The following is an 18,298-nucleotide window of genomic DNA, read 5'->3' as shown; positions in this document are numbered from 1 at the left end:
TCAGTCGATTCCCCAGCCCTCGCGGAACTCGTCCGGGCTCAACGTCTCGAGCTGGGTCCGCATCACGTCGAGGAGGACTGCTGCGGCCTCGGGGCCACCGGCCGGCACGCGGAGCTCGAGCCCGCCGTCGCGTCGGCGGCGGACCACGACCACACCCTCGTTGGTGAGGTCGAAACGTCCCCCGGACATCGCGCACCACAGGTCGAGCGCCCCCGCCGCGACCCGGCCGAGGCGGTCGCGCCGACGCGGCTCGACGTCGGCGGTGTAGACCTCGTCGGCCGTCACGGGTTCGAGGGTGGCCGTCATGGGTCCAGCCTAGGTCGCTGTCCCGACCCCGCTGCGCCGATCAGGCGACGCCTGCCGCTGCCCGGCGGGAGTACGCCCAGCCCGGCCGGCGCAGGAGGAACGAGAACCGGTCGTGCCAGTCCTCTGCCGCCGCGACGTCTGCGGCGATGTCGGCCCACTCGTGGGTCGCGATGCGCGCGGGGTTGTAGGAGTCGACGTTGCTCGTCAGGCCGTAGACGACCGGTTCGTCCTCCTCCTCGAACGTCCCGAAGAGGCGGTCCCAGAGGATGAGGATGCTGCCGTGGTTGCGGTCGAGGTAGTCGCGGTTGGAGCCGTGGTGCACGCGGTGGTGCGACGGGGTGTTGAAGACCTTCTCCACCCAGCCGAGCCGCTGGATCGCCTCGGTGTGGATCCAGAACTGGTAGATCAGGTTGATGCCGCGCGCCTGCTCGATGAGCGCGGGCCGCACGCCGGCGAGCGCGAGCAGGCCGTAGGGGACGGTGAGGGTGACTCCCTCCGCGACGGGCTGGCGCAACGCCGTCGAGAGGTTGTAGCGCTCGCTCGAGTGGTGCACCACGTGGACCGCCCACAGCCAGCGGCTCTCGTGGCTCGCGCGGTGGTTCCAGTAGTAGATGAAGTCCCAGCCGAGCACGGCCGCCACCGCGGCCCACGGGCCGGCACCGAGGTCGAGCGGTGAGCGCGCGAACAGCCGCTTGCCGGCCGTCATCGCCGCCCAGGTCGTCGACGTCACCAGTGCCGTCGAGGCCACGGCGCTGACGGCTAGGGCGCCGTGCGTACGCCGCAGCGCGGGCGCGACGACGGGCCTGTCCGCGCGCGCCACCGCAGGTCCCAGCCGGATGTCGGCCAGCTCGTCCTGCACCTCGCGCACCGCGGCCGGCACGGTCTGCGGCTCGGGCAACGACCCGTCCCGCACCCGTCGGCGTACGACGTCACCGACCGTGGTCAGCACGGCCGCGGCGGCGCCGAGCGCGAGCAGCGTCCGGCCGTGCCGCCCGACCCCGGGGGTGACGGGGTCGAGCAGCCGGCGCGCGACGTAGGGCGCGGCCAGGCTGCCGATGCCCATGCTCAGGCTCGCGACCGTGTCGGCGAGCTGGTAGTCACCGGCCCGGGTGCCGGGCTCGACGGGGTGCGCGCGCTGCCACGCGTGCTCCGCGATCATCGCGCCGACGAAGGCGGGGACCGCGGCGACGGTCAGGTCGATCTTCACCCGCGACATTGTGCCCGTCACAGCCGCGGGTCGACCGGCTCGGACTCGAGGGCGAGCACCGCGAAGACGGCCTGGTGCACCTTCCAGAGCGGGTCGCCGGCGACGAAGCCGGCGATCGCGTCGAGCCCCAGGCCGTGCTCGCGCGCGGCGAGCTGGCGCTTCTTGCCGAGGTGGCGCTGGCGCAGGACGTCGAGCGACGCGGTGTAGTCGGGCCCGTAGATGATCCGGAGGTACTCCCGGCCGCGCACCTTGATGCCGGGCTGCACCCGTCCCTCGGTGAGGTGGGCGGGCTTCACGACCATGCCCTCGCCGCCCGCAGCGGTCAGGTCGAGCCACCACTGCGTGGCAGCGTCGCGCTCCTCGCGGGAGGACAGGTCGACGTAGCGGTGCCGCGTCGGCGTGATCACGTCACCGACCAGGCCGGCGAGTCGGTCGAGGTGCCACTCGTGCGACTCGGTGACCGCGAGCGCGCGGCCCTCGACGGCGAGCACCTGGAAGGGCGCCAGCGTGATCCCGTCGAGCCCGTCGGTCGGTCGGACGTACGCCGCGTAGGCGTCGCGGAACGCGTGGGCGTTGGCCAGCCGCTCCTCGGTCCTCGTCGTCAGCGCGCCGACGTCGAGACCCCGCGAGGCGGCCGCCTCCAGGACCGACAGGGCCTCAGGCAGCACGTGTCGCGCGGCCGCCCCCACCGAGGCGTACTGCGCCTTGATCAGCTCGAGCGCCTTGGCCGACCAGGGGAGCAGCTCGCAGTCGAGCGCCAGCCAGTCGGTCTCCAGCGACTCGAAGAGCGGCTGTGCCGCGGTCCGCACCTTGTCGACGAGCGCGCTCGTGTCCGCGAAGAACGGGCGGCCGGTGCGGGTGTGGATGACGCCGGTGGTGCCGTCGGAGACCCCGAAGCGGCGCGCGGCGACGTCGGCGTCCTGCGCGATGACCGCGATGGCTCGCGAGCCCATGTGCTTCTCCTCGCACACGACTCGCGTGACGCCCCAGCCGGCGTACTCCTCGAACGCCTCCTCCGGGTGCTCGAGGTAGCCGTCGAGGCTCGAGGTCGCGACCGGCGACATGGTCGGCGGCAGGTAGACCAGCCACCGCGGGTCCACGGCGAACCGGCTCATGATCTCGAGGGCGGCGGCCGCGTTCTCCTCGGGGATCTTGACCTTGCCGGCGTGCGGCGACTCCAGCCAGCGGGTGCCGGCGACGTCGTCGATCGCCAGCACGGAGGGCTCCCGCTCGGCGACGGTCGGTGCGAGCGGGCGCACCGGCTCGTACCACTGCTGCTCCGCGGGCACGGAGACGATCTCGCGCTCGGGGTAGCGCAGCGCGGTGAGGGCGCCGCCGAAGACGACGCCGGTGTCGAGGCAGATCGTGTTGTTGATCCACTCGGCGGTCGGCACCGGCGTGTGGCCGTAGACGACCATCGCCTCCCCGCGGTAGTCCTGCGCCCACGGGTAGCGGACGGGCAGGCCGTAGTCGTCGGTCTCGCCGGTGGTGTCGCCGTAGAGCGCGAACGCGCGGACCCGCCCGGACGAGCGCCCGTGGTAGGCCTCCTTGAGCCCGGCGTGCGCCACCACGAGCCGTCCGTCGTCGAGGACGAAGTGGCTGATCAGCCCGTCCATGAAGGCGAGCGCGCTGGTGCGGAACTCGTCGGTCTCGGCCTCGAGCTGCGCCAGTGACTCCGCGAGCCCGTGCGAGACCTGGACCTTGGCGCCGCGCATCGCCCGCACGAGCTTGGCCTCGTGGTTGCCCGAGACGCTGATCGCGGCGCCGGAGGCGACCATGCCCATCGCGAGCCGCAGGACGCCCGGGGTGTCGGGGCCGCGGTCGACCAGGTCGCCGACGAAGACCGCCTGCCGACCCTTGGGGTGCACCGCGTCGACGGCCGCTCCGTCGACGTACGAGATCGTCCAGCCCAGCTCCGTCAGCAGCGTGCGCAGCTCGGAGGCGCAGCCGTGGACGTCGCCGATGATGTCGAAGGGTCCGCGCAGGTCGCGGCGGTCGTTCCACGGGCGCTCGCGCACGATCTCTACCGCGTCGACCTCCTCGGTGCCGCGCAGCACGTGCACGCGCCGGAAGCCCTCCTTGGTGAGCTTGCCGAGCGAGCGGCGCAGGTCGCGGTGCTGGCGGGCGACGACGTGCGACCCGAAGGCGCGGTCGGGGCGTGAGGCGTTGCGCTCGTGCGCCAGCGACTCCGGTACGTCGATGACGATGGCGTCGACGAGCACGTTGTGCTCGCGCGCGAGCTTCACCAGCGACGCGCGCGCCGGGCGCTGGACGTTGGTCGCGTCGATGACGGTGAGCAGGCCGCGGCGCAGGCGGGTGCCCACGATGTAGTGCAGGACGTCGAAGGCGTCCGGGGTCGCCGACTGGTCGGTCTCGTCGTCGGCGACGAGACCGCGGCAGAAGTCGCTCGAGACGACCTCGGTGGGCTTGAAGTGCGTGCGCGCGAAGGTCGACTTGCCGCTCCCGGACACGCCGACGAGCACGACCAGCCCCATGCTGGGGAGGTTCAGCTGGCGGGTCTCAGTCATCGTCGCGGTCCTTCTCGTCGTCGTCGTCGGTCGTGCGGGTGAAGATCGCCAGCTGCGTGGGCGCGCCCCGGCTGTCGTCGACGTCGCCGATGCCCCGGACCTCCACGTCGTAGCCGTAGGTGCTGCAGACGCGGTCGGCCCAGTCGCGCAGCTCGGCGCGCGTCCACTCGAAGCGGTGGTCGGGGTGCCGCATGCCGACGAGGCCGGCGTAGAGCTCGTTGTACTCGCTGTTCGGTGTCGTCACGATGACCGCGCGCGGACGGGCGGCGCCGAAGACCACGTGCTCGAGCGCCGCGAGCCGCGGCGGGTCGACGTGCTCGACGACCTCCATCAGCACGGCCGCGTCGTAGCCGGCGTACCTCGCGTCCTCGTAGGTCAGGGCGCCCTGGAACAGCTCGATGCGCTCGGCCTGGCGCTCGCTCATCCGCTCCACCCGCAGTCGTCGGGCCGCGTGCTGCAGCGACCTCGTCGAGACGTCACTGCCCGCGACGCGGGTGAATGCCGACGTGCGGACGAGCCGCTGGAGGAATTGGCCGGGGCCGCAGCCGAGGTCGATGACCGAGCGGGCGCCGAGGTCGAGCAGGACCTGGTGGACCGCGTCGTGCCGCTGGGTGTTGAGGGGCACGCGCGTCTCCTCCGGCTGCACCACCTCCTCGTCCTCGGCGGGCTCGACGGCCTCCTCGAGGTCGTCACCGAGCTCGGCGAGGCGCACGAGGGCGGTGCGCGTGAGCCCGCTGCTCCGGCCGAGGTAGCGCCTGGTGATCAGCGTCGCCTCGGGGTGATCGGCGAGCCATCCCTCTCCCGAGCGCATCAGCTTGTCGACCTCGTCGGCGCCCTGCCAGTAGTGCTTCGACTCGTCCAGGACGGGGAGCAGCACGTGGAGCTGGTTGAGGGCGTCGGCGAGCCGGAGGGTGCCGGTCAGCCGGAGCTGCACGTAGCGCGAGTCGCCCCACTCCTCGATCGTCTCGTCGAGCGGGATCGGCTCGGCCTCGACCGACCAGCCGAGCGGCTCGAAGAGACGGTGCGCGACGTCGGCACCGCCGCGGCACGGCAGCACCGGGATCGCGATCTCGAGCGGGATGGCGGAGTCCGCGAGCTCCTGGCGCGCCTTGCAGGTGCCGCTGCGGGCGGTGCTGAACACGTCGGCCATCGCGACACCGAGCAGCGACGAGGCGGCGTACGACCGGTCGTTGACGTACTGCGCGAGGCTGAAGTCGGGCGCGTTGCGCGCCCGCGAGCGCGCCAGCCGTACGGGGTCGACGTCGAGCACGAGCGCGGCCGTGCAGCGCTCGTCGCTGGCCTCGGGGTAGAAGACGGTGACGGTGCCGAAGGACCGGGAGAACTCCTGCACCCGGTCGGGGTGCTTGTGGAGCAGGTGGCCCAGGTCGGTCGCCGGGGTGTGGGTGGTCGTGACGGTGAGGAGCACAGCGGCATCGTGCCCGAGTCCGGGCGATCCCTTCTCTTGATTCGGATGGGGGTCGTGCTCAGCGGTGTCGCCGGACGACCAGGGCGATGAGCTCCCGGCTGCAGCCGAGCGCGTCGGCGAGGGCGGTGTAGCTCCACCGGTCCGGGTCCTCGGCGCGGAGCTGGAGGATCAGTCGGTCGCGTTCGGCGCGGCTCTGCGCGGCGAGCCGGTCCGCCTCCGCGGCCTTGCGGTGGAGCTCGCGCGCCCGCGCTGACCGTGCGTCGGCGGTGGCGGACCCGGGCCCGGACGCGGAACGGCGCCGAGTGCCGATCCCGGTGAGGGGATCGGCCCCGGGGCCGCTCCTGCCGCCCTCAGATGCCACGAGCGAACTCGGTGATCAGCGAGGGCACTGCCGCGTCGAACCCGACCACGTCGAGCATCCCGGCGTCCGTCGGGTCGGCGATCGAGAAGGCGGTGGCCGTCATCCCGACGACCACCAGCTTCGCGTCGATCCCCGACGCCTGCCGGTAGGCAGCGAGCGCCTGGTGCGGATGGATGGTGCCCGCCCAGGTCTCGTTGTCCGTGTAGACCACGAACGTGTCGACCTCGAGCCGCTTCTCGGTCGCGTGGACCATCGGCAGCGCGCAGTCGGTCCCCGACATCGGCATCGCGTCGACCACGCGCAGGGCGTCGTCCAGGCGCCGCCGCGGCGAGATCCGCAGCGGCTTCAGCGCGGAGTCGTGCCACCCGCCACCGTTGCGGCTGGTGAACCCGACCGCCGACGCCTGCGGCTCCGTCGCCAGCTGCACGAGGGCCAGGGCGGCCGAAGCCTCCCGGGCCGTGATCGGCATGCCGGAGACGGGTGCCCCCATCGAGCCGGACACGTCGACCGCGAGCAGCGTGCGCTTCCCGGACGGCTGCACCGCGCCGAACGCCGTGTAGAACGCGGCATCCAGCGCATCGGCGACCTTCTGCGTCGGCGTCCAGGTGCCGGCGCCACGTGCGGACCGCCCCGAGGAGTACGTCCGCTGCGCCACCAGCACGCTGACCGGGTGCACCCGCGCCTTCCGGAGCCGGTCCCCGTCGCCGAGCTGGGCGGTGACCTCATCGGTCCGCCCGCCCATGTCGGGCAGGAGGCCGAGCCGCGTCAGCCGCGGCAGCTGCCGCATCAGCGCCGTCTGGGGCACGCCCACGTCGAGCAGCGCGTCCCACACCGCCGGCTCACCGAGCGCGGCGTCGGGCAGCATCTCCCACGACAGGCCGTGCTGCCGGACCAGCCGGACCCAGTCCGCCACCTGCGTGGCTGCTTGGGCCTGGACGAAGCCCTCGACCAGGGTCGGGAGCTCGTCGCCGACCGAGCCGTTGACGATCCACGCGAACGTGTCGCGCAGACCCGGGTCCGACGCCACCGGGTGGGCGAGCCGGAGCAGGTCGCGGTGCGTCCAGCCGTCCCGCTGGCGGTACTTCACCGCTTGGTAGGCGAGCGCACCCGCCTCCTTCTCGGTGTACCAGCCGGCGACCGCCCGGCGCAGCCCGCGACCCCAGCCGCGGAACTGCTCGACGTAGGTCGCGAACTGGAACAGGTGCGTCCCGGTCCGCGCGACGCGCGGCAGTGCGGCCAGCGCGAGCGCCGACGACTCCGGCACCGAGGCGGCGTACGCCAGTGCGAAGAGCGCCGCGTTCTGCTTCGGCGCCAGCCCGGCGGTCGACACCTCGACGATGGTCGAGACGAGGGTCTCGGGGTCTGACTCCGCCATCCGCACCAGGACCTCGACGTTGTCCACGGCGAGGTCCCGGGGGGCGGCGTAGTAGCTCCCGCCGTCCACGCCCAGCACGAGGAAGCGACGCAGGCGAGCCGCGTCGTCCAGGGTGAAGGCATAGCCGCCGGCAGCGTTCTTCCGCTGGCGCCGGTCCGCCCGGGAGGTCTGTGCGGTGCGGCGCAGGTTGAAGGCTCGCAGCACGTCCATCGTCGTCGTCCTTTCTCGTGGTGGGGGTGGATGGTGGAATCAGCTGGGCACGCGGGAGTGGCGGGCGTGTGTTGCGGACCGAGCAGGCCCGGTTGCCCGGGTTGCCCTCCTCCGAGGGCTCCTTGAGAGGGAGATAACCGATCCGCGCCGGCCCGCCACTCGCGTGGCAGCAGACGAACGTGCAAGGTGGGCGAGTGATGACCGCCGGGATTCCTGCTCTTCCCTTGAGCTACGCAGCAGTGCTGCGACGGGACTCGAACCCGCAACCCGGCCATCCGTAGTGGTAACCGACGGTCTCCGGCCCTCCTGCACGTGTGTTCTGTTGTCGGCCTGAGTGTAGGGGCCTACACACCTGGGCCCGCAACAGGTTTTCCGCGCGACCTGCGCGTCAGCTCTCGGTCCGCGCCCAGTACGCGACGTGCGTGCGGTGCAGCCACGCGTCGACCCAGGCCCGGTCGGGCTGGTCGGGCACCGCACTCGACGTGCTGAGCTCGACCAGCCTCGCCTCGGCCTCTTCGACTGCGGCCACGACCTCCGCGAGCTCCACCTCGCCACGTCGGACGGCACGCAGGCGCGAGAGGTCGGGCTCGGGGACCGGCAGGGTGATCCGACCGGTCGTCAGGAGCTCGACGCCCTGGACGCCGAGGCGCAGGGCGTGCATGGCGTACTTCGTGTCGTACCCGTGGATCGCGACCAGCTCGGGGCGGTTGGTGTGCGCACCGACCTCGCCGGTCATCGCCGCACGCTGGGAGCGGAGGTAGCCGATGAAGCGCTCGGCCGCGAGCTTCGAGACGAAGCGGTGGGCGTTGTCGACCAGCTCGGCGCCGACCTCGTCGCGGTGCACGACCTCCTCGTCGGGGACGAACAGCACCAGCAGCACCGTCGGGTTCCCCGCCAGCGCGAGGGAGGCCCACTTGCGCGCGGAGTAGACGACGACGTCGAGGTCGCCGGCCCCGGACCGGTTGGCCAGGCCGCCGGGCTGGTCCCACACGGTGTGGCGCTGGTACTGCTCGAACTGCACCGGAGCTGCCTCGCCGCGGATTCCGCTCGGCACCCGCGCCAGCCCGGTGACGTACGCCGACGGCTCGAGGCAGATGCCCATCTCGTCGCGGTCGTCCTGCCCGGCGATGGACGTGCCGTGGACCCCGGACCCGACCTGGACGCGGAGGATCATCCCGGCCTCGGCGATCCGTCGCGCCTCCTCCGACGCGTGCGGGTGGTCGAAGCCCGGCGGCAGCGAGGTGTCGCCCACGATCGCCCGGGCGTGCGCGGTGTTGTCGGTCACCGGGCCGACGGTAGCCGGGGTCGCGCGTCGGGGCCTGCGGATATCCGAGGATGCTCGGCGGTCAGTAGTACCAGGGGAAGCGCGGCACGCTCGGCGGGTGTTGGTGGTCGATGACGGCACTGTGCGGCTGACCTGCGTAAACCCGATTGTCGGTGTTGGTTGTCGACTGGCTCTGATGACTCTCCTGCCACGTTCTTGCCACGCACGCGGGCGGCCGATCTGGCGTCACTACCCTGTTCGTCATGCCCGTGCCCAAGCTCGTCGACTCCCTCCGCGGGTGGGTCGGGTTCACGTCTCTCCAGACGCGCTGGGCGATCAAGAGCGGCTGGCGACGACTACGCGGTCGCCACGGAGCGTTCAAGCAGGGTGAGGTCAGCGCACGCTCCGCTCACCTCACCGACCTGTGGGATCAGACCTGGCGGATGGCCAGTCCCCTCGGCTACGAACTGCGGATCGCGTACAGCGACCAATGGGTCCGGTTCCACAGCCTCCCCGAGTCGAAGCGGTACGCCGAGAGCGACGCGGAGTACGCCGAGATTCTCCGGCGTCATCGCACCGTCCTTCAAGAACTGCACGGCTCCGCTGACCTGACCGACCTCTGGGTGATCGCCGTCGACTGGGGCTCGGATGACCTCGCCGCCGGGTGGTCGAAAGGCCGCCTGCCGTCGGCCTGGCCTTGGCAGAGGCGCCAAGCCGAGGATGACCCGGACGCCGGCTTCAACTACTTCTGGGCCTCGTCTGGATTGGCGGACGCCAGTATCGACTCTCTGTTGCTCGCGATCGCCGATGACGAGGGACGTTTGGTCATCGGGGCTCCCGATCTCGAGTGGCTCTACTGCCCATGCGACGGGGGCGCGGACGTCCTGCTGCCGACTGCCGTCGGGCGCGACGCCCTCAAGGAGCGCCATGCCGACTGGCTGCCGGCGCATCCTCAGGGACTCTAACCCGTGACCTATGGCGAAGCTCCGAGGAAGAGCGTCCAGCCTGCGGAGCTGACCGGGCGACGCCGTCGCTTTGTCTCTTAATAAGTGACAAGGAGACGCCTGTGCCCGTAGTCTTGGCACTTAATAAAGGACATACGGACATGACTTCCCTCTTCGCCACCCCAGACCCGGATCTCGAAGACCAGCAGGTCATCGGCGAGATTCACGAAACGCGCGCATCGCTCGCGGACTACCTACGCGTACCCAAGCGATGGAACGGACTGCTCCGACGCACATCCACAGCGCGCGCCATCCAGGGATCCAACACCATCGAGGGATACACCGTAAGCGAGGAAGACGCCGTCGCCGCTGTCGATGACGAACCCCCACTGGGTGCCGACGAGGAGACGTGGCTGGAGATCATCGCCTACCGCCGGGTACTCACCTACGTCCTCAACGTGGCGACGGAGCCGGGCTTCGTGATCGACGAGGCTGTCCTCCGGTCGATGCACTTCATGCTGCTCGACCACGACCTGTCCAAGACGCCTGGGCGTTATCGGACAAGTGAGATCTTCGTTCGCGACGACAAGCGCGGTGTCAACGTCTACGCCGGACCGGAGGGCGAGCTGGTTCCAGAGCTCATGCGGGCCCTGTCCGAGTCGCTCTCGAACCCGACGTCTGACGACCCGCTCGTACGCGGAGCAATGGCACACCTTGATCTCGTCATGATCCACCCCTTCCGCGACGGCAACGGACGCATGGCGCGTGCCCTGCAGACGATGGTCCTCGCCCAAGACCAAGTCGTTGAACCGACCTTCTCCAGCATCGAGGAGTGGCTCGGAAACAACACCCAGGACTACTACGACGTCCTCGCGGCCACAGGTCGGGGCGCATGGAATCCCGGCAACGACGCAACCCTCTGGGTGAAGTTCAACCTGCGAGCCCACCATATGCAGGCCCAGACGATGCGCCGCCGGTTCGACGAGGCCGAGATCCAGTGGCGACGGATCGATGAGCTCGTGGCCACACACCGCCTTAACGAGCGGATCGGTGCGGCGCTCTTCGACGCGCTGATCGGCCTTCGTGTCACCCGGCCGTCCTACGTGAAGCTCACCGATCTCGACGAGCGCACAGCCACCCGCGACTTGGTCAATGCGGCCAACCTCGGCCTCTTGGAAGCGCGTGGCGAACGTCGTGGTCGGCACTATGTTGCCGGCGAACCCCTGCGGCAGATCCAGACGGACCTACGGTCCAGCCGGAAACCCCTCGACGATCCGTACCCGACTCTCCTCGGCGAGATCCGTAGGGCGTTGCCGTGAGAGCACCGAGAAACGACCCGATCGGGATGGCCGCGCAGTCAGCTGTGAAGGCTCAGTTCGAGTTGCTCGGATGGGGAGCTGGGCCAAATCCCGAACATGCTGGTCACGGTCGACGCCCGACAGCGATTCTTGTCACGCATCTGCCACGCACGGGCCCCTCACATGCCTTTGACCTGATCAAACTCGTCAGATCAGTAGTACCAGGGGTAAGGCGACCAGTCGGGCTCACGCTTCTCGAGGAACTGGTCGCGACCCTCCTGCGCCTCGTCGGTCATGTAGGCCAGGCGGGTGGTCTCGCCGGCGAAGAGCTGCTGGCCGACGAGCCCGTCGTCGAGGAGGTTGAAGGAGTACTTCAGCATCCGCTGGGCGGTCGGCGACTTGCCGTTGATCTTGCGGCCCCAGTCGAGGGCGACCTTCTCGAGCTCGGCGTGCTCGACGACGCGGTTGACCGCACCCATCTGGTGCATCTCCTCGGCGTCGTACTCCTCGGCGAGGAAGAAGATCTCACGCGCGAACTTCTGCCCGACCTGGCGGGCGAGGTAGGCCGAACCGTAGCCGCCGTCGAAGCTGCCGACGTCGGCATCGGTCTGCTTGAAGCGGGCGTGCTCGCGGCTGGCGAGGGTGAGGTCGGCGACGACGTGGAGGCTGTGCCCGCCGCCCGCAGCCCAGCCGGGGACGACGCAGATGACGACCTTCGGCATGAAACGGATCAGTCGCTGGCACTCGAGGATGTGGAGCCGGGCGAGCCTGGCCTGGTCGATGGGGTTCGGCGGCGCCCCCGCGTCGTCATGCCCCTCCGTCTCGTACTGGTAGCCGAAGCGGCCGCGGATCCGCTGGTCGCCGCCGGTGCAGAAGGCCCACTTGCCGTGCTTGGCGCTCGGGCCGTTGCCGGTCAGCAGGACGCAGCCGACGTCGGCCGACATCCGCGCGTGGTCGAGGGTGCGCAGCAGCTCGTCGACGGTGTGCGGCCGGAACGCGTTGAGCACGTCGGGGCGGTCGAAGGCGATGCGTACGGTGCCGTGCTCGCGGGCCCGGTGGTAGGTCAGGTCGGTGAGGTCCTCGAAGCCCGGCACCACGTCCCACGCCTCGGGGTCGAAGATCTCGCTGACGCCCTCGATCGCACTCATGGCGCGAGGATATCCGTGGAGCGCTGGAAGATCGGGCGCGGCCGTGGTGTTGTGGGGGCATGGCACTGACTGGCACCTATGTCCCGAGCGCGACCGAGTGGGTCCGCAAGAACGTCGAGGAGTACGAGGCCTCGAACGGCGAGGAGGGCGGCACCCTGCCCGGCACGCCGTACCCCGTCGTGGTCATCACGTCCGTCGGAGCGTCCTCGGGCAACCTCCGCAAGAACCCGGTGATGCGCGTCGAGCGCGACGGCGCCTACCTCGCCGTGGCCTCGAAGGGCGGCGCTCCCGACGACCCGGCGTGGGCCGACAACTTCCGCAAGCACCCCGAGGTCGACCTCCAGGACAAGGCGGAGAAGCACACCTACCGGGTGCGCGAGCTCGACGGCGCGGAGTACGACGACTGGTGGAAGCACGCCGTCGCCACCTGGTCGACCTACGCGGACTACAAGAAGAAGACGGACCGCAAGATCCCCCTCTTCCTCCTCGAGCGCGCCTGACCCGAGGGGCCGCGTTCGGTCAGTGGGAGATCGTGATCGCGAGGCCGAGCAGGTGCTCGAGGCGGGCGAGCTCGGAGTCGAGGAACTCCGGGCCGCCACGGCGGCCCAGGAGCATGAGGTCCTCACCGAACGGTGCGGCGAGCTCGACGTAGGTCTCGTCGCCGGGCAGGCGGGTCGGTGCGGTGATCGCCCCCAGCTCGAACGACGTCGGCGCGGCATCGGTCGCGTGGACCACTTCGAGCCCGTCGGTGCCGCGCCGGATGCGCGCGGCCCAGTCCACACGGAAGGCGATCGGCAGCAGGTCGACGAGCCGGTCCTGCGCGGTCGCCGGGTCCTCGGTGAGGGACTCGACGACCTCGAGGTCGAGGAAGAGGTTGCCGCCCGCGGCGTAGCGGCTGATCCACAGCACGCTGACCCCGTCGAGCACGCTGCAGGCCGAGATGATCGAGTCGGGCATGGTCCCGGCCGGGATCTCGAGCAGCACGTCGTCGACTGCGAAGCCGTCGCGCTTCTCGACGATCTCGATCGCGTCGATGTCGCCGCCGGCCTCACCGATCGCGCTCGCGACGCGACCCAGCGACCCTGGGACATCGGGGAGCTCGACACGCATCAGGTAGGGCATGCCACGAGGCTATCCGGACTCTGTGTCGGCGACGTTTCAGGCATCCGACAGCCGGGCACGCAGCCCGCTCGCTCGGAGCGCCTGCCGTGAGATGGCGGCGCGTACGGCTGACTCCGAGCCGATGACGCGCACCCTGCGCTGGGCACGGGTGACCGCGGTGTAGAAGAGCTCGCGGGTCAGCAGGCGCGAGTCCTCGTCGGGAAGCAGGACCGTGATCTCGTCGGCCTGGCTGCCCTGCGACTTGTGGATCGTCATCGCGTGCATCGTCTCGACGTCACCGAGCCGCGAGGGGGCGAGCTCGAGGTGGTCGGCTCCGGTCGCGATCGCGGCACGCGGCCCGTGGGGTCCGGCCACGATGACGCCGGTGTCGCCGTTGTAGACGCCGAGCGAGTAGTCGTTGGACGACACCAGGATGGGACGACCGGGATAGGCGGGGTCGTGGACCGACGCGGTGGTCTCGGAGGTGAGCCAGGCCTCGATGCGCCGGTTCCAGTGACGTACGCCGAAGGGGCCGTCGCGGTGCGCACAGAGCAGGCGGTGCCGGTCGAGGGCAGCGAGCGCGCGCGTGGCGTCACCCGCCACGGCCGCGTCGTGGACGGCGAGAGCGTGCGGCAGCACCGCTGCCCGGATCGGACCGGCCGGATCGCCGTCCGACACCCACTCGACCGCCTCTCCGCCCGCCTGCAGGGCGGCGATGGCGGCGTCGGCGTCGCCGAGCCGGAGCGCCTCGGCCAGCCGGCCGATCGCGGCGCCGTAGCGGTGGGCGGTGGTCAGCGCGGCCACCGGGCTGTCGGTGCGGTGCTCGTAGCCGCGGACCAGGTCGGTGAGGACGGCGCCGGCGTCGACCGAGCTGAGCTGGTCGGGGTCGCCGACGAGCACCAGCCGTGCCTCGGGTCGGGTCGCCTCGAGGAGCCGGGCCATCATCGTCAGCGACACCATCGAGGCCTCGTCGACCACGACGAGGTCGTGGGGGAGCCGGTTGCCGCGGTGGTGGCGGAAGCGGGTGCTGTTGCCGGGGTGCTGGCGCAGCAGCCGGTGGAGGGTCATCGCGGTCACGTCGGCCAGCCGCGCCTGGTCGGCTCCTCCGAAGCGGACGGCCGAGTCGCGCACCGACTGCTGCAGCCGGGCGGCAGCCTTCCCGGTCGGCGCGGCGAGCGCGATGCGCAGGCCGTCGCCGCGGGCCTCGGCCTGCTCGACGAGCGCGGCGAGCAGACCGGCGACAGCGGTGGTCTTGCCGGTGCCCGGACCGCCGGTGATCACCGTCGTGGCCTGCGTCGCCGCCCGGCGGCAGGCCTCGCGCTGCTCGTCGGAGTCCGCCTCGGGGAACACCCGCGCCAGCGAGCTGTCGAGCAGGTCGCGGTCCACGGCGTGGGCGACCCGTCCCCGCACGCGCAGGTCGTCGAGGACCTGGGTCTCCTGCTCGTGGTAGCGGTCGAGGTAGACCAGGCCGTGCTCGACGTGGACCACCCCTGAGGCCAGCACGGGACTGGCCCCGACCGCGGCAGCCCAGGCGGGGGCCTCGGGCCACGGCAGGTCGAGGTCGGCGAGGGACGACGGCACGGCGGTGAGGTCGAGCGCGACGGACCCGTGTCGGACGGCCCGCACCGCGAGTGCGACCGCGAGCAGCACCGACTCGTCGCGCTCCCCGACGACCCGGCCGAGGTTGGCGGCCACGTGGACGTCGGCGGCGGTCAGCACCCCGGCGCCGTTGAAGGTGTCGAGGAGGCCCGTGGCGGCGAGGGCCAGGTCGCGGTCGTAGGCGTCGACCGGCTCGAAGGTGTCGCTCATCGGTGGATCCTCCCGTCGAGCAGGTCGGAGAGCTCCTCCACGAGCGGCACCGGCGGCTGCCACGAGAAGACGCCGCACGGCTGGCCGTCGACGCGCGGTGTCTCGGGCCCGCACATGCCGCGCAGGTAGAGGTAGAGGACGCCGCCGAGGTGGGTTGCGGGGTCGTAGGTCGGGAGCCGCCACCGCAGGAAGCGGTGGAGCACGACGGTGTAGAGCAGCGCCTGGAGCGGGTAGTCGGAGTGCGCCATCGCCTCGTCGAGCAGCTCGGGCCGGTAGTCATGGGCGGTCAGCGGCTGGTCGATCGGGCCGAGCCAGTTGGTCTTGTAGTCGACGGTGAGGAACCGCTCGCGGCCGTCGACGTCGAGGCGGAGCACGACGTCGATCGAGCCGGTGAGGTAGCCGCGCAGCGACTGCGCCGCCAGGTCGGGGTCGGTGTCGAGGGCGTCGGCGTAGACCCGGACAGCGTCGCCGTCGGGCAGGTGCCGGCGCAGGAGCGGAGCCAGGTCGCCGAGTCGTACGTCGACGGGTGCGGCCACCGTGTCACCGCCGGCCAGCGGCACCTCGAAGTCGAGCTCGCGGAGCCGGTCGTGCAGGCCGAGCGAGAGGAGCGTGCGGTCGCCCGCGAGCGGGCCGAGCGGGCTGCTGCACACCGCGACGAGCGCGTCCGCGAGCTCGTCGGGGTCGAGCTCGACCGGCCACCAGACCAGCTGCTCGCCGATGAGCCGCAGCAGCTCGCCGCGGAAGTCGTCGGCCGCGGGGTCGGCGTGCTCGAGCACGGCGTGGACCAGCGAGCCGAAGGTCGCGCCGACCGGGAGCGTCGCCATTGGCGAGGGGATCGACACGACCGTCGCTGCCGCCTCGGCGGCCTCGCCGAGGTCCTCCGCCGACACGTCGGAGTCCTCGTCGGGCACGACCTCAGGCTCGGACAGGGCGGCCGCGTGGGAGGCGCTCACAGCGGAGAGCGACGAGTAGGAGGTGCGCCGCCAGGTCGTGTCGACCGACCGGGTGAACGACCGCACGGCGAGGCGTTCGGTGGACCGCTCGAGCGGCGTCGGGTCGGGCGGGGTGAGCGTCGCGAGCTCGATGCTCGGACCGCCGGCCTCCTCCCACGCGGCGAGGATCGCCATCAGCCGGTCCTCCTCGACCAGCGCCTGGGCGTCGGGGACGGGAGCCATGCCCGGTCGGCGGCCGAACAGCATCCGGTGCAGCGCCGAGTCGGGGGTGTTGCGCTCGGCGGCGGCGTACCACGCGACCACCTGCGACTGGGCGCGCGTCATCGCGACGTAGAGCAGGCGCAGCGACTCGCCGGCGTCCTCACGCCAGTGCCGGCGCAGCGACTCGCGGTGGGACGCGCTCGGCCCACCGACATCGCGGCACCGCCGCCCCTCGTCGTCGTGGAAGAGGGGGACGGCCGGGTCGCGGCCGGTGTAGCGGTTCCAGAGGGTGGGGAGGTAGACGACGGGGTACTGCAGGCCCTTGCTGCCGTGGATCGTCACCAGCTGCACGGCCTCGGCGTCGGAGTCGAGGCGACGGGTGCGCTCGGAGGCGACCTCGAGCTTCTCGTCGGCGACCTGCTCGCGGAGCCACGCGAGGAGGCCGACCAGCCCGAGCCGCTCCTCGGTCCCGACCCGCAGCAGCGACTCCCCGATGTGGCGCAGGTCGGTGAGCGTGCGCTCGCCGCCCACGCGTGCGAGGACCCGGGCGGTCAGGCCCTGGACGGCCGCGACCTCGACCACAGCGGCCACGCCCCGCTGCGTGAAGACGTCGGCGAGGGTGCGCACGGACCCGGTCAGGTCGTCGGTGAGCTCGTCACCGCCGGCGTCGAGGGTCGCCGCAGTGTGCCCGAAGAAGGAGGTGAGGGCCGCTGCCCGTACGCGGTCGGCGCGGTGCGGCTGCTCGAGGGCCTCCAGGAGGGCGACCCACTCCGCGGCGGCCGGGGTGTGGAAGACCGACCCCCCGGCGTTGACCACCGACGGCACGCCGACCGCGGCCAGCGCGTGCTGGACGGCCTCGAGCTCGTTGCGGCGCGCGGCGAGGACGGCGATGTCCCCCGGCCGCAGGTGGCGTCCGTCGAAGGTCGGCCGGGCCTCGATCAGCCGCTTGATGTCGTGGGCCGTGTCGGTGATGACGTGGTCGCGCCACAGCGCGACCGGTGGCTTGGACCGTGGACCCTTGCCGAGGTCGGCGCGCCGCACGACCCGCAGCCGGAATGGTGCTCCGGCCCCCACGAGCCGGGACTGCTGGAGGTGCGCCTCGACCGGGTGGACGACGATGCGCTCCTCGCCGAGCTGCGCACCCTGCAGCACCGCGTGGAGGGAGTCGAGGAGCGGCCGGTCCGAGCGCCAGTTGACCCCGAGGGTCTGCGTCGTCGTGGCGGTCTCGGCCGCCTGGAGGTAGGTCACGATGTCGCCGCCGCGGAACGCGTAGATGGCCTGCTTGGGGTCGCCGATGAGCACCATGGTCGTGGTCTCGGAGAAGGCCCGCTGGAAGACCTGCCACTGCACCGGGTCGGTGTCCTGGAACTCGTCGATGAGGACGAACTTCCACCGGTGCTGCATCCGCCGGCGGGCGGCCGCGGTGGTGTCCTCGAGCGCATCGGCGAGCTGGCTGAGCAGGTCGTCGTAGCTGAGCACCCCGAGCCGGCGCTTGCGGCGCTCCACCTCGTCGAGCACCTCGGAGGCGAACCGCACCCGCATCGCGGCCGCGGAGTCCGGCGACTCGGTCATCACGTCGGCCGGCTCGACGCGCGCCCGCGGGTCGCTGACGACGGCCCGGGCGAGGTCGAGCGCGGCGGCCCGGGTCCACGGCGGCGACTGCTCGGAGCCGAAACGGGCGAGGTAGAGGTCGTCGACGGTCTCGGCGGTCAGCTGCTCGAGGTCCTCGACGAGCGTCGCGTTGGCGTCGGTGTCACCGGCCACGCCGAGGCTGCGCAGGACCAGCTGGCAGAACTGGTGGATCGTCGCGATGGTCGCAGCGTCGAAGGACACGAGCGCGCCGGTCAGCCGGTCCAGGCGCCGGGCGAGCTCGGCGTCGTCGGTGTCGAGGAGCCAGTCGTGCAGGCGGTTGGCGGGGTCGCGCCACGTCGGGTCGCCGAGCAGCTGGACGGCCTCGTCGAGCTGGCGGCGTACGCGCTCGCGGAGCTCCTGGCTGGCCGCCCTGGTGAACGTCACGACCAGCATCTCGTCGAGGCGGACATCGCCCGACGCGATGTGCTTGGTGACGAGCGCGGCGATCGTCCAGGTCTTGCCGGTGCCGGCGCTGGCCTCGAGCAGCGTGGTGCCGGGCCGCAGGTCGGCGGCGATGTCGAAGGTCTCCATGGGC

The 18,298-nt window shown here is 71.7% G+C and carries 14 protein-coding genes; 3 read left to right on the top strand and 11 right to left on the bottom strand.

The window, feature by feature from the left end; genetic code table 11:
- The 7 genes from EUA06_RS16945 to EUA06_RS16915 all read right to left on the bottom strand — a co-directional run bounded on the left by EUA06_RS16945 (position 1) and on the right by EUA06_RS16915 (position 8,698).
- Positions 1-306 carry a hypothetical protein gene (locus tag EUA06_RS16945; RefSeq protein WP_129477960.1) on the bottom strand — a complete coding sequence of 102 codons (306 nt, stop codon included), beginning with the start codon at positions 304-306 and terminating at the stop codon, positions 1-3.
- Between the two features lie 40 nt (positions 307-346).
- The gene (locus EUA06_RS16940; protein ID WP_207208404.1) at positions 347-1,513 is read right to left on the bottom strand and encodes a sterol desaturase family protein; all 1,167 of its coding nucleotides are present in this window, start codon (positions 1,511-1,513) and stop codon (positions 347-349) included.
- Between the two features lie 17 nt (positions 1,514-1,530).
- Positions 1,531-4,041: a polynucleotide kinase-phosphatase gene (locus EUA06_RS16935; protein ID WP_129477958.1), complete on the bottom strand. Its 2,511-nt coding sequence runs from the start codon at positions 4,039-4,041 to the stop codon at positions 1,531-1,533.
- Entirely contained in the window at positions 4,034-5,467 is a 1,434-nt protein-coding gene (locus EUA06_RS16930) for a 3' terminal RNA ribose 2'-O-methyltransferase Hen1 (protein ID WP_129477956.1), read from the bottom strand. The genes EUA06_RS16935 and EUA06_RS16930 overlap by 8 nt, the downstream gene beginning before the upstream one ends.
- Positions 5,468-5,525: 58 nt before the next feature.
- Entirely contained in the window at positions 5,526-5,828 is a 303-nt protein-coding gene (locus EUA06_RS16925) for a hypothetical protein (protein ID WP_207208403.1), read from the bottom strand.
- A complete protein-coding gene (locus EUA06_RS16920) occupies positions 5,818-7,413 on the bottom strand; it encodes a TROVE domain-containing protein (protein WP_129477954.1) in 1,596 nt (531 codons plus the stop codon). The genes EUA06_RS16925 and EUA06_RS16920 overlap by 11 nt, the downstream gene beginning before the upstream one ends.
- Positions 7,414-7,801: 388 nt before the next feature.
- Positions 7,802-8,698, bottom strand: a complete 897-nt coding sequence (locus EUA06_RS16915; RefSeq protein WP_207208402.1) for a DNA polymerase beta superfamily protein — start codon at positions 8,696-8,698, stop codon at positions 7,802-7,804.
- A 242-nt stretch (positions 8,699-8,940) separates the two neighbouring features.
- On the opposite strand from EUA06_RS16915, the gene EUA06_RS16910 reads away from it, so the two are divergent.
- Both EUA06_RS16910 and EUA06_RS16905 read left to right on the top strand, forming a co-directional pair.
- Entirely contained in the window at positions 8,941-9,642 is a 702-nt protein-coding gene (locus tag EUA06_RS16910) for a DUF3885 domain-containing protein (protein WP_129477952.1), read from the top strand.
- 140 nt (positions 9,643-9,782) lie between these two features.
- Positions 9,783-10,940: a Fic family protein gene (locus EUA06_RS16905; RefSeq protein ID WP_129477950.1), complete on the top strand. Its 1,158-nt coding sequence runs from the start codon at positions 9,783-9,785 to the stop codon at positions 10,938-10,940.
- 191 nt (positions 10,941-11,131) lie between these two features.
- On the opposite strand, the gene EUA06_RS16900 is transcribed toward EUA06_RS16905, so the two are convergent.
- Positions 11,132-12,067: a 1,4-dihydroxy-2-naphthoyl-CoA synthase gene (locus EUA06_RS16900; protein WP_129477948.1), complete on the bottom strand. Its 936-nt coding sequence runs from the start codon at positions 12,065-12,067 to the stop codon at positions 11,132-11,134.
- A gap of 59 nt (positions 12,068-12,126) precedes the next feature.
- Between EUA06_RS16900 and EUA06_RS16895 the strand changes: the two genes are divergently transcribed.
- The gene (locus EUA06_RS16895; RefSeq protein WP_129477946.1) at positions 12,127-12,567 is read left to right on the top strand and encodes a nitroreductase family deazaflavin-dependent oxidoreductase; all 441 of its coding nucleotides are present in this window, start codon (positions 12,127-12,129) and stop codon (positions 12,565-12,567) included.
- A gap of 19 nt (positions 12,568-12,586) precedes the next feature.
- Here the strand turns inward: EUA06_RS16895 and EUA06_RS16890 are convergent, their stop codons facing one another.
- The 3 genes from EUA06_RS16890 to EUA06_RS16880 are packed head-to-tail and all read right to left on the bottom strand — an operon-like array spanning position 12,587 to position 18,294.
- Complete coding sequence (locus EUA06_RS16890; protein ID WP_129477944.1) at positions 12,587-13,189, bottom strand: ACT domain-containing protein; 603 nt, start codon at positions 13,187-13,189, stop codon at positions 12,587-12,589.
- 36 nt (positions 13,190-13,225) lie between these two features.
- Positions 13,226-14,977 carry an exodeoxyribonuclease V subunit alpha gene (gene recD, locus EUA06_RS16885; protein ID WP_129477942.1) on the bottom strand — a complete coding sequence of 584 codons (1,752 nt, stop codon included), beginning with the start codon at positions 14,975-14,977 and terminating at the stop codon, positions 13,226-13,228.
- Complete coding sequence (locus EUA06_RS16880) at positions 14,974-18,294, bottom strand: UvrD-helicase domain-containing protein (protein ID WP_129477940.1); 3,321 nt, start codon at positions 18,292-18,294, stop codon at positions 14,974-14,976. The genes recD and EUA06_RS16880 overlap by 4 nt, the downstream gene beginning before the upstream one ends.
- Between the last annotated feature and the right edge of the window lie 4 nt (positions 18,295-18,298).

The sequence above is a fragment of the Nocardioides glacieisoli genome, from assembly GCF_004137245.1.
Lineage (GTDB): Bacteria > Actinomycetota > Actinomycetes > Propionibacteriales > Nocardioidaceae > Nocardioides > Nocardioides glacieisoli.
Note: the sequence above shows the minus strand (reverse complement) of the source record. Positions and strands in the feature narration are given on the sequence as shown.